The sequence below is a fragment of the Sunxiuqinia indica genome (genome assembly GCF_009847015.1).
Taxonomy (GTDB): domain Bacteria; phylum Bacteroidota; class Bacteroidia; order Bacteroidales; family Prolixibacteraceae; genus Sunxiuqinia; species Sunxiuqinia indica.
Window position 1 is genome coordinate 125,519 of the sequence record NZ_WVEM01000008.1, and the last position, 11,663, is coordinate 137,181.

The 11,663-nt window shown below is 39.6% G+C and carries 11 protein-coding genes; 4 read left to right on the forward strand and 7 right to left on the reverse strand.

The genetic code is table 11. The annotated features are described in order from the left end of the window. The first annotated feature begins 2 nt into the window (after nt 1-2). The 3 genes from GR929_RS13175 (at nt 3) to elbB (ending at nt 3,008) form a co-directional block, all read left to right on the forward strand. Nucleotides 3-1,307, forward strand: a complete 1,305-nt coding sequence (locus tag GR929_RS13175; RefSeq protein ID WP_159520531.1) for an O-acetylhomoserine aminocarboxypropyltransferase/cysteine synthase family protein — start codon at nt 3-5, stop codon at nt 1,305-1,307. 58 nt (nt 1,308-1,365) lie between these two features. Beyond that, nucleotides 1,366-2,283, forward strand: a complete 918-nt coding sequence (metA, locus tag GR929_RS13180; RefSeq protein WP_159520532.1) for a homoserine O-acetyltransferase MetA — start codon at nt 1,366-1,368, stop codon at nt 2,281-2,283. 68 nt (nt 2,284-2,351) lie between these two features. Continuing rightward, the gene (gene elbB, locus GR929_RS13185; protein ID WP_159520534.1) at nt 2,352-3,008 is read left to right on the forward strand and encodes an isoprenoid biosynthesis glyoxalase ElbB; all 657 of its coding nucleotides are present in this window, start codon (nt 2,352-2,354) and stop codon (nt 3,006-3,008) included. A 58-nt stretch (nt 3,009-3,066) separates the two neighbouring features. Here elbB and GR929_RS13190 read toward each other — a convergent pair whose 3' ends face one another. Next, complete coding sequence (locus tag GR929_RS13190) at nt 3,067-5,004, reverse strand: OmpA family protein (RefSeq protein ID WP_159520536.1); 1,938 nt, start codon at nt 5,002-5,004, stop codon at nt 3,067-3,069. A gap of 226 nt (nt 5,005-5,230) precedes the next feature. On the opposite strand from GR929_RS13190, the gene GR929_RS13195 reads away from it, so the two are divergent. Further along, nucleotides 5,231-6,427, forward strand: coding sequence for a hypothetical protein (locus GR929_RS13195; RefSeq protein WP_159520538.1), 1,197 nt, complete (start codon nt 5,231-5,233; stop codon nt 6,425-6,427). On the opposite strand, the gene GR929_RS13200 is transcribed toward GR929_RS13195, so the two are convergent. The 6 genes from GR929_RS13200 to GR929_RS13225 are packed head-to-tail and all read right to left on the reverse strand — an operon-like array spanning nt 6,419 to nt 11,660. Next, nucleotides 6,419-6,805 (reverse strand): response regulator, encoded by a 387-nt coding sequence (locus tag GR929_RS13200; protein WP_159520540.1) that lies wholly within the window; start codon nt 6,803-6,805, stop codon nt 6,419-6,421. The genes GR929_RS13195 and GR929_RS13200 overlap by 9 nt on opposite strands. A gap of 41 nt (nt 6,806-6,846) precedes the next feature. Further along, a complete protein-coding gene (locus tag GR929_RS13205) occupies nt 6,847-8,415 on the reverse strand; it encodes a response regulator (RefSeq protein ID WP_262886051.1) in 1,569 nt (522 codons plus the stop codon). A 6-nt stretch (nt 8,416-8,421) separates the two neighbouring features. Next, nucleotides 8,422-9,474 (reverse strand): protein-glutamate methylesterase/protein-glutamine glutaminase, encoded by a 1,053-nt coding sequence (locus GR929_RS13210; protein ID WP_159520544.1) that lies wholly within the window; start codon nt 9,472-9,474, stop codon nt 8,422-8,424. A 7-nt stretch (nt 9,475-9,481) separates the two neighbouring features. Beyond that, nucleotides 9,482-9,949 (reverse strand): chemotaxis protein CheD, encoded by a 468-nt coding sequence (locus GR929_RS13215; protein WP_235934325.1) that lies wholly within the window; start codon nt 9,947-9,949, stop codon nt 9,482-9,484. Continuing rightward, nucleotides 9,949-10,812 carry a sensor histidine kinase gene (locus GR929_RS13220; protein ID WP_159520545.1) on the reverse strand — a complete coding sequence of 288 codons (864 nt, stop codon included), beginning with the start codon at nt 10,810-10,812 and terminating at the stop codon, nt 9,949-9,951. Before GR929_RS13220 ends, GR929_RS13215 begins: the two co-directional genes overlap by 1 nt. After that, nucleotides 10,809-11,660 (reverse strand): CheR family methyltransferase, encoded by an 852-nt coding sequence (locus GR929_RS13225; RefSeq protein ID WP_159520547.1) that lies wholly within the window; start codon nt 11,658-11,660, stop codon nt 10,809-10,811. Before GR929_RS13225 ends, GR929_RS13220 begins: the two co-directional genes overlap by 4 nt. Nucleotides 11,661-11,663 lie beyond the last annotated feature (3 nt).

Below are 11,663 nucleotides of genomic sequence, written 5' to 3' on the forward strand. Positions count from 1 at the left end.
CAATGACTACCGAAAAATTAAAATTCGAAACGCTGCAGCTTCATGCAGGACAAGAGCCAGATCCAACAACAGGATCGCGTGCAGTTCCAATTCACCAAACCACATCGTACGTGTTTAATGATTCTGACCATGCAGCTAATCTTTTTGCACTAAAAGAGTTTGGAAATATCTACACACGCATCATGAATCCGACGTCCGATGTGTTTGAACAACGCGTTGCAGCCCTTGAAGGCGGTGCGGCAGCATTAGCAGTAGCTTCCGGTCATGCTGCACAGTTTTTGGTATTCAACACACTGCTTGAAATGGGCGACAACTTTGTAAGTTCTCCTTACTTATATGGAGGCTCATACAATCAATTTACCGTTTCATTTAAACGTCACGGAATTGACGCTCGCCTGACGAAAGATTTGGAACCAGCTTCATTTGAAAAGTTGATCGATGACAAAACCAAAGCAATCTACCTGGAAACGATCGGCAACCCGGCCTTTGTAATCCCTGACTTCGATGCGATAGCCGAAATTGCTAAAAAATATGACATCCCTTTGATTGTGGATAATACATTTGCAGGAGCCGGCTATCTGTTCCGCCCCATCGAGCATGGTGCCAACATCGTAGTAGAATCGGCAACCAAATGGATTGGCGGACATGGAACAAGTATTGGCGGTGTGATTGTTGATGCCGGAAACTACAACTGGGGTAACGGAAAATTTCCGGGGTTCACCGAGCCTTCGCCGGGCTACCATGGGCTAAAATACTGGGACGTCTTCAATTTCGATGGACCATTTGGTAATATTGCGTTCATCATAAAAGCTCGCGTTGAAGGATTGCGTGATTTTGGACCGGCAATTAGTCCTTTTAACTCTTTCCTATTGCTACAAGGATTGGAAACTTTATCTTTGCGTCTTGACAGGCATGTTGAGAATGCAAAAGCGCTGGCTGAATGGCTCGAAAACCATCCAAAAGTTGAGAGTGTAAACTACCCCGGGCTGAAAAGTAGTCCTTCGTATGAACTGGCACAGAAATACCTGCCGAAGGGCGCTGGTAGTATGCTTTCATTCCTTGTAAAAGGAAAAGAAGAAGATGCCAAAAAGGTAGTCGAAAGCTTAAAGTTGGTGAGCCACCTAGCCAATGTGGGTGATGCAAAGACTTTAATTATTCAACCTGCAGCAACAACGCATCAGCAGTTATCAGCAGAAGCACAATTAGCAGCAGGAGTTTATCCGGCACAGCTTCGTGTTTCAGTTGGACTAGAACATATTGACGACATTAAAGCCGACTTTGAGCAGGCTTTAAACCAAATAGGTTAACAAATAGCTTCCGGATGCTCTGAACTGACATCCGGAAGACTTTTTAAAACAAAGAGAAATGCCATTAAATATTCCAGATCAATTACCAGCAATTGAGTTGCTTCAAAAGGAAAACATCTTTGTCATTGACAAAACCAAAGCATCTCATCAGGATATTCGCCCATTGAGAATTGTCATCTTAAACCTGATGCCATTAAAAATCTCAACGGAAACCGATTTATTGCGTTTATTGTCGAATACTCCGTTGCAGGTTGAAATTGATTTTTTGAAAATCAAAGGTCATCGGCATAAAAATACTTCAGCAGAACACATGCGGGCTTTTTATACTACTTTTGATAAAATCAAAAAGAATAAATATGACGGCATGATTATTACCGGAGCACCGGTTGAGCAGCTTCCTTTTGAGGAAGTGACCTACTGGAATGAGATGAAAGAAATTATGGATTGGTCAGTCCACAACGTAACCTCTTCTCTATTCATTTGTTGGGGATCGCAAGCCAGTTTGTATCATTTCTACGGCATTCCAAAATATGACTTGGAAAAGAAAACATTTGGGGTGTTTAAACATCGACCTTCTGATAATAAGATTCCGATTTTCAGGGGCTTTGATGATGAGTATTTTGTACCACACTCGCGGCATACCGAAATTAGAAAAGAGGATATTGACAAAGTTCCTGAGCTGGAAGTCATCTCCACGTCAGAAGAATCCGGTGTGAATATGGTAATAGCCAAAAACGGACGCCAATTGTTCATAACAGGGCATTCTGAATACTCCAGAGAAACCTTGAGTAATGAATATCACCGCGATTTGAAGAAAAAACTTCCAATTGAAGTTCCTAAAAATTATTTCCCAGATGATGATCCGTCACAAAAGCCGATTATGAAATGGCGATCTGCAGCCAACTTGCTGTTTTCCAACTGGCTCAACTATTACGTTTATCAGTTGACGCCTTACGATCTGGAAGATATTCGATAATCGCCGTATTGGGAATTTTATGGTTCTTGAAAATTCATTAATTTTAAGCGAACCAAAAATTCAATGCGATGACAAAAAAGAAAAAAATAGCCCTTGTCCTTTCCGGGAATGGCGTATACGACGGATCAGAAATTCATGAGACAACATTAACCATGCTTGCTATTGCGCAACAAGGAGCTAGCTACGAAATCTTCGCTCCCAATATTGAACAAGCTCATGTAATCAACCATCTCACCGGAGAAGAAATGCCTGAAAAACGAAATGTTTTGGTGGAATCAGCTAGAATAGCTCGTGGAAATATTGCAGATTTAAACACCTACAAAGCTGAAAATTTTGATGCCTTGGTAATTCCCGGAGGATTTGGAGCAGCTAAAAACCTATGTTCCTTTGCGTTTGACGGCCCTGACTGTTCCGTTAATTCAGATGTTGAAAAAGCAGTGCTTGATACTGTTGATGCCGGCAAGCCAATTGGTGCTATTTGTATTGCTCCTGCTGTAATAACAAAGATATTGAAAGATGTGGAAGTGACTATCGGCAATGATTCGGGAACGGCTGGAGCCATTGAAAAAATGGGAGGCAAGCATACAGACACAACTCACGGCGAGGTGGTATACGACGAAAAGTACAAGGTTTTCACAACGCCATGTTACATGTTGGATGCGACTATTGAGCAAATTGCAACAGGTGCAAATAATGTAATCAAAGCAATTTTGAAAACCATCTGACAGAAAAGAAATTGAGAATAGTGATGAGCTGCAACAGAAGAAACATGCAGCTCATTTTTTATTGGGTTGAAATAATTTTAAATTCAGTTCGGCGATTTTTTGCTCTCCCCTCTTTGGTTTCGTTACTCTCAATAGCCATTGAAAATCCGTATCCTTCATAAGTCAATCGATCCTGACTAACGTCATTTTTAACAAGATAATCAAAAACTGCTTTTGCTCGTTTTTCCGAAAGCACCTGGTTCATTTCTTCTCCTCCTACATGGTCAGTATGTCCCCCAATTTCAATTTTAACCTGTGGGTTATTTTTCAAAAAGACGATTAACTTCTCCAGTTCAGTTTTAGAATGTGGAAGTAAATTGTATTTACCCGTTTCGAAAAAAATATTTCGGAGAACAGTAGTATTTCCAATCTTAATAGCACTAAGCGGAATACTTAGTTTAATTGGATTGTCCGCTTTTCGAACTTGTTTAAGAGCAAAATTTTCGGAGTGAAAAAGATACCCGGTTCTTGAAACGTTGAAGGCATATTCTTCCCCCAGCGGCAGGCACATTAAGAATTCACCCCGTTCCCAACAAGATTCAGTTTTTGCAACAACTTGATTATTATCCAGATTAATTAGCTCAATCTGCGCACATAGCGGACGTTCACTCTCCTTGTCATAGACTTTCCCCTGCACATAGGAAACGGGTGTAGGGCGCACATTCTCTGCCAGCTCAAATTGATATAGGTCTAAGCCTTCCGATCCGGGCCGATCGGATGAAAAATAGGCCGTTTCACCAGCTGCATTTACAATTAGCCCCTGCTCGTCTTTATGGGTGTTAATCGGATAGCCCATATTCTCGGGAGTGTTCCAGATTGAATCTCCCATCAAACGGGAATAAAAAACATCAGAGCCACCAAGCCCAGGATGCATGTCAGACGAAAAGTATAGCGTCCGCCCATCAGCATGAATGAAAGGTGATGTCTCGTTACCCGAGGTATTTATTGAATCGCCCAAATTTTCTGGTTCACTCCAACGGGGATCTCCCGAACTGTAAAAACCATTGAGCCGACAACGCCAGATATCCATTCCACCTTTGCCCCCCTTCCGATTACTGGCAAAATAAAGATACTCTCCATTTGCCGAGATCGACGGCTGAGATTCCCAAGAAGCCGTATTTACCGGGAAACCGGCATTTTGAGGTTTTGACCAAATAGCTCCTTTGTTTCTCGAGTAATAAATATCGCAACTTCCATACCCGTCATTTTGTGTACAAGCCGTAAAAAACAATAATTTACCGTCGGCCGAGATACTTTGAGCCCCTTCGTTATAAACCGTATTTATGGATGTCATCGGTCGAGACTTCTGCCACACTCCATTTTGCTGACTGGCAACATAAAAGTCCTCCTGAAATCGCTGACTTGCAAGACTACCCTTCCCGGGAGGAACTAAGCGTGTATAAATAATCGTTTTACCATCTACAGTCAGACTCGGCCAATATTCGTCATAAGCGGAGTTAATTTCTGGTCCCATGTTAATGGCATCGACAACAGTTGCATTACTTAATAAGGTAACTGCATATCGGCAAAGCTTCACCTTTTCCCTTGCTTTAGTATAGAACGGGTGATCTGTCGTTGCTTCTTCTAAAAAACGGTGATAGGCATCTAACGCTAATTGGTACTTTCCCATTCGATAGTAAGTATTCCCTAACACGTAATTTATTTTGTCGGCATGGTTTGAATCTATTTTCAAAGCCCTTTCAAGATAAACCACTTGCAGACTATCTTCTCTTATTTCGTTGTAAACGTCAGCCAAAAGCAACGCCGCCTCAACAAACGCTGGATCTTCATCCAAAGCCTGCTCCAACTGACTAATTGCATCCAGATTTTCTTTCGCCTGATAAAAAAGAATAGCTTTTTGAAAATGCTTTTGGGCTCCTTTATCCTTTGTCGATAATTCTTGGGCAGAAAGGGAAAAAGCCAAAAAAAATGCCAATATTGAAGTTAGTAATTTCATAAATCTGCTTTATTAACGTCCATTTTCACGAATCATTTTATAAATGGAATTAAAAAAACAGCAAGTCGTGCTGTGAAAGTACAAATTATGTCTTTTATGTACAATATAAATTTGAAATAAGAATGATAGAATGATCAAAAAAAAGCTAAAGTATTGTATTTAGATTTGATCATCACTCCTGAAAAGCCTTAAAATAACTATTTTTGAGGGTTTCTAATTGAACGATGTGACAAAAAACCGAAAGATATTCCATTTCAATCCAACTTGTGAAATTGCCATCGCAAACCAATCGCCTTATTACAATGCACCTGAATTATTGGCTAATTTTGAGGAAGAACTGGCCACTCTGATGGTCTTTTTTGCGAATAGCGGCGACCATGTTCTTAAAGAAATCGGGGTTGACGAGAACTTCAGAAAGACATTCGATCTATTGGGACTTGCAGAAGTAAAACTGGCCTCTAAAAAGAAATCTTTAGAGCTATTGCACAATGAAACTGTTGAACTCGCTCCCTGGGGCTGGAGTCCGGCAGAAGTCAATTATTTATCTGCATACAACCAAATAAAGGAGCAAAAAGTATACACACAAAAAACGGTAAACAGTGACCTTTTCGAACGTAAACACGCGATCCGATTTCTAACTCAATTAACCGAAAAATATCCAAATTCTCTCTTCCCGGACGGGCATCAACAGCCACAAATACTCCGTTCGGTAGAAGAAGTCGAAAGCTTCCTGCTACAGAAGCAACAAATCGTATTAAAATCGCCACTAAGCTCGAGTGGCAGAGGATTACAAGTAATCCGAAAAAATCACCTTAATACTTCTAATATCCAGTGGATCAACACAAACTTAAAACAGCAAAAATACCTGGTTGGAGAGCCTCTTTTTGATAAGCTGGCTGACTTATCATTTCAATTTGAGATCAAAAGTGAGACCAAAGTCATTTTTCATGGGATAAGTCAGTTTAAAACCAACAAAAATGGCCAATATCTTGGTCATTATTTAAACCCTTCGCCGGATCAACTTAGCGAATACGTTAGTGCCGGACTCTTAACCGAATTGACAAAGCAATTACTCAACGGACTTCGCGATAGTCTATTCTCAACGCACTACAGAGGTTTTTTGGGAATAGATGCTTTGATTTTTTCGGATGAAAAGCAGGTGAAAATTCACCCCTGTCTGGAAATAAATCCAAGATGCAATATGGGGATCTTAAGCAAACGGATAGAACAAAGGATTCATCCTGAAAGTTGCGGTCAATTTGAGATCTATTATAATCCCCAACAAAACTTTTTGGACTTTACAAATCTCGAAACAAAAAAAAATCCTCCTGAAACAGAGGATCGACTTTTAAGAAAAGGCTTTGTTGCTTTAACGGCGCCTTCAAAAAACAGCAAATTTGGAGCTTATATTCGTCTATTTTAAATAACGATAAAGCATTTCAGTTAAAAGATTGAGGCGGATTGGTTTCGATAAAAACTCATTACACCCAGCTTTCAGACTACGTTCTTCTTCACCGGACAACACAAATGCACTTTGAGCAATAATCGGCACCTCCGGACGGATAGATTTCATAATTTTGGTTGCCTCAAAGCCATCCATTTCCGGCATATTTAAATCCATCAATACGAGATCAATATGTTTATTATCACGAAAAATAGCGACAGCTTCAACACCGGTAGTAGCCGAAATAGATTTGATACTCAGCTTCTGCAGTGCAGCTTTAAAATAAATTGTACTTGTATTGTTATCTTCAACAACGAGTACTGTTTTCGATGAAAGATCGGGTGATTCAACAGCCATAGTCTCCTTTTTTACCTTGAAGATAAAACAAAAACAATGAATTATACCACATTCTTCTGAATAACATCTTGCAGGTCGTCAGGTTTAAATGGCTTGCCCAGGTGAGCATTCATTCCTGAGTCCAAAAAACGTTTAATATCGTCTTTATACATATTGGCGGTTAGCGCTATAATCGGAATCGGATGTTGCTCATTTCTCTCTTGCTCTATTTTTCGAATCGCCTTTGTTGCTTCCATGCCATCCATGCCGGGCATTTGAATATCCATCAGGATAAAATCGAATTGTTTCTTTGCAAACATTTCTACTGCCACAACCCCATTATGCGCCAATTCAACATGGTGTCCGAGTTGCTTAATATTTAGCATCGCCACTTTCTGGTTTATAGCATTATCCTCAGCCAATAAAATATTCAAGACAATTTTATCACTCTTTTCACGAGAAACTTCAATCTGGTCTAAATCGTCTTTACTGGAAATTTCCTTTGGAATATCAAGAACTGCCGTAAACCAAAAAGTTGAACCATTTCCTTCATCGCTGGTTACCCCAATTTCGCCTCCCATAAGACCTGATAATCGTTTTGAAATTGCCAAGCCCAGACCGGTACCACCAAACTTGCGGGTTGTACTGGTATCAGCCTGAGAAAATGATTTGAATAGCTTTGTCTGATTCTCCTCAGAAATACCAATCCCTGAATCTATAACTTCAAAACGCAACCTGTTTTTATCACCTAAATTTCTATCTAGCTTTACTTTTATTTTCACAAAGCCTGCTTCAGTAAACTTAATGGCATTATTGGTTAGATTAATTAAAATTTGCTTTAACCGAAGTGGATCTCCGAGGATCATTTTAGGGACACTGTCGTCTATTTCAACGATTAGCTCAAGACCTTTCTGTTCAGCCTTATAATTTAAGAGCTTTTTAACCTCATTGATTTCTCGCTCAAGTTTAAAAGTAATTCTTTCAAAGGTAATTTGGCCAGCCTCTATTTTCGAGAAATCGAGGATATCGTTGATGATCATCAATAACGTCTCGCTCGAAATATCGACAATTTCAACGTATTCTTTTTGTTGTTCATCAAGCTCGGTACCTTTCAAAATATCGATCATCCCCACAATTCCATTTAACGGAGTTCTAATTTCGTGGGACATATTAGCTAAAAACATCGCCTTTTCTTTTGCAGCCTGTTCGGCGTCTTCTTTTGCTTCTTTTAACTCCCTTTGAGTTTGCGACAAGGTCAGATGAAGGTTTACTCTGGCTAAAAGCTCTTGTTCGCTGAAAGGCTTCAAGATATAATCAACAGCTCCCAATTCAAAACCTGTGACTAAGCTGTCATTATCGCGTTGCCCTGTTAAAAAGATGATTGGAGTACCGATATTCACGCTGTCGTTTTTTATCTCACGACAAACTTCGAAGCCATCAATATCCGGAAGTATTATATCTAAAAGAATAAGATCGAATCGATTAGCTTTAGCTTTTGAAATAGCCGACTTTCCATTCTTGGCAGCAACAATCTGATAGTCGCGTTTAGCCAGTATTGACTTCATCAAGTCAATATTAATTGGCATATCCTCAACAATCAAAATTCTGGGTACGTTTTTAGTTGATCCCATATCTAGTTAGACAAAATTATTAATCCAGTTTATTATCTGTAACGGGTCCCCCACAAATTCAGCTGCGCCAAGTTGTATTGCTTCTTTGGGCATCCCAAAAACGACAGATGATTGTTCGTTTTGAGCAATGCAGACAGCTCCTTTCTCTTTAAGCTCAAGTAAACCCCTTGCTCCATCCTTTCCCATTCCGGTTAAGAGCACCCCCATGAATCTACCTCTTATGCGAGTTAGTGATTCGAACAGTACATCGACAGATGGTCTGTGTCGGTTAACTAGCTCTCCATTAACAAGCTCACAAACATAATCATTAGCCCGCTCTTTAACAACTAAATGAAAGTCTCCATTTGCAATGTATACATGACCAACTTTCAAACTCTCACTTTGTTCTGCCTCCTTCACCGTTAGGTCAGAGTCCTGATTTAACCGCTTTGCAAAGGCTCTCGTAAACTCACCAGGCATGTGCTGAACAATAACAATCGGTGGTAAATCACTTCGAAGATGTTTAATAATATCTGAAATTAACTCAACACCCCCTGTAGAGGCACCAATAGCAATAATTTTATGTCGCTGACTTTTCGTCGAAACAGCTCTCTCACTAGTCGACACGCCTTCATTCAGATTTCCGCTGGGAGAAACCGACATATATCCGCTCTTTTGCTTTGCTGCTGCAATTACTGCATCACCAATCCTGATCTGATATTCTTCAACTTCCTTTTTACAGGTCAACCGGGGCTTATTGATTACTTCGGATGCACCAAGCTCCAGCGCCTTGATAGCTACATCAGATCGATTCTCAGCAAGCGATGAAATAACAACCACTGGTATCGGGTGTTGTCGCATTAACTTTTTAAGGAATGTGAGACCATTCATCCGAGGCATTTCAATGTCCAGAGTGATCACATCAGGAACTTCCTTTGCAATTATTTTTGCGGCAATATACGGATCAGAGGCTATCCCAATAATCTCAAAAAGCTTATTCCTCGTCAAAATGTCTTGAAGTACTTTCTGCACCATGACAGAATCCTCAATTATCAAGATTTTTATCGTTGTTTCAGTCATTATCGTTCTATCGCTTATTAAGGTACTTCTGTTGCACCTTTCCTGTCGACGTGTCAAAAAGTATTTTTCTTCCTCTATTTCCTCCGGTACTCGATGCTACCATTGGTATATTATATTCATTTAGCAACCGAAAGGCAACCGACAAATTTCGTTCGCCCGTTCGAAAATGCGAATCCCCTTCAACCAACACCATAGCTCCTCCAAATACCTTCGCAATTAAATTCTCCTTTGTTGCACCTAATCTCAATAACTCATCTATTAATTTAGGTATCGCAACATTGCCAAACCGCGGGCTCTCTAATCCTTCTCCATTCCAAAGCGGTAGCATAAAATGATTTATTCCACCAATTTTAAACTCTGTGTCAAACATGCAGACCGAAACGCACGATCCCAAAACGGTATTCACCGTCAGAGGTTCTTCCGACACAATCATCCTTGATTGATGCAAGTAATATGTTTTAAGATCTACCAACATCAAAAGCTTTCTTCGGGATCAATCAGAAATTGGTCTAACTCTTCCCAATCATCATCCTTATCTAGTTCCTTGACTGATATTTCAATGCAAGTGCCTTGATGTCCGTTGTCAGACAATTCTATTTTTCCTTCTAACAAGTTTAGATACGCACTTACAATTGAAAGTCCTAAGCCATGCCCTGTATTAATAGAATTTATGCATTCATCCAGCTTTTTGAAACGATCGAAAATAAATTGCTTTTCTTCTCCATTGATCCCCTTTCCTGAATCGCAAATCTTAAAAAGGATTTCATCTTTCACCTTCTTTACATCTATTAAAATGACTCCGCTGTCAAAACTATATTTGATTGCATTATGCAGAAGGTTTTTTACAATCAACTCTAACTTCGCCTCATCTGTAACAAACGATGTTAATCCATTATTCCGATCTTGTATTCTTAGTTCTATTTTAATGTGCTTCTGATCAGATTGCTTCTGAAAAAACTGGATCGCTTTATGAAATAAGCTCTCCATGTTTACCGAAACCGGTTTTAAATTATCTAAACCAGCTTCAACTTCAGCTGCTGCAAAAATATTTTTTAATTGGAAATCGAGATGAAAAGCTTCGGAGTATATCATTGATGCCATATTCTTTGCATCATTCATCTGGTTTTCTTTCAAATGCTGAATATTTTCGGCCAATGCTGTAATACTCGAAAACGGATTGACAATTTCATTAGCGACATTGCTTATAAAATGCCCTTTTAGCGCTTCTGCATCGTGTAGTTTTTTATTGACACGATACAGCTTAGTCGAAAGTTCATCGACCCTATTCAGCAGAGCCCGACATTGTTCCTGTAATTTTTCATTTGCTTGTTCTGTCATAATATCGTCTTTTGATACACACTTGGAGCTACCGATTCAATTGGTAAGCCGCGGTTAATCAGCGACTCCGAATGACCAATAAATAAGAATCCTCCGGGTTGTAACTGTTTGATCACCTTTCGTAAAATCGCTGTCTGCGTCTTGGTTTCAAAATAAATCAATGTATTTCGTAAAAAGATAATTTGGAACCGGGACTTCAATCCATATTCTTCATCCATCAAGTTACCATAACAGAAGTCAACTCGCGAACGAAGAGTATTTGCTATTTTAATCTTTGGGATCGTTTGATTCTTACTTTTCAGGAGATATCTTTTTCGAAATTCCTCTGGAATCTGTTCTGACTCGCAGAAAGGATAGATGCCTTTTTGAGCATATTGTATTATTTGTCGTGAAACATCGGTGCCAAGAATATGAAAATCGAGTCCCGGTAAATAATTTCTTTCAAAGTCATCAAAAATCATAGCCAGCGTAAAAGCCTCATGCCCCTTGGAGCATCCAGCACTCCAACAATTTAGAAATGGCTCTTCCAAATTGATCATCGACATCAATTGAGGCAAAATATCTTTCTTGAGCAATTCAAAATGCTCATTTTCTCTAAAAAACTCTGTTTTATTGGTCGATACCAGATCAATCATCTCCCTCAATTCCTGTTTGGTGTGTTCCGGATTAAGAACAAAATCGCGATAATCGGAGAAACTGGCATATCCCAATCCTCTGAGTCTGACTTGAAGTCGAGCCTGAAACATAATCCGCTTTTCCATCGGAAGTTTGATGCCATACTTTTCAGTAAGCATTTTACTTAGGATAGAGAAATCTTGTTCTGATATTTCGGCAAATTTAACACTCATTCG